The sequence below is a fragment of the Bradyrhizobium sp. WSM4874 genome (assembly GCF_055811835.1).
Genome location: NZ_JBVVPR010000295.1, coordinates 1 through 233, shown reverse-complemented (window position 1 = coordinate 233; position 233 = coordinate 1). Strand labels below are relative to the sequence as shown.

Here is a 233-nt window from a genome sequence, read left to right as displayed (position 1 = left end):
GGTCATCCGGCTCGGCGTCCTACGTAGTCGATTCACAGCTGCGTATGGATTTCGCCAAGCGCTCCCGCCCGTCGGACTTGGACGTCGACCTCTTCGAGTCCTTCAGGAAAGGCGCCGCCGGTAACTACAGCCCAAGCACCATTGCCGATTACGTGGCCGCTTTGACTCGGTTCAGTGATTGGCTCCGGCCACAGGGCCTGGCACTGGCCGGCCTACTTGATGACCCCGACCCT

Annotated in this window: 1 protein-coding gene; it reads left to right on the top strand. The window is 62.2% G+C overall.

The features are described from left to right. Positions 1-44: 44 nt before the first annotated feature. On the top strand, positions 45-233 hold a 189-nt coding region (locus AC0L3P_RS40395; protein WP_473309507.1), incomplete at its 3' end, for a hypothetical protein.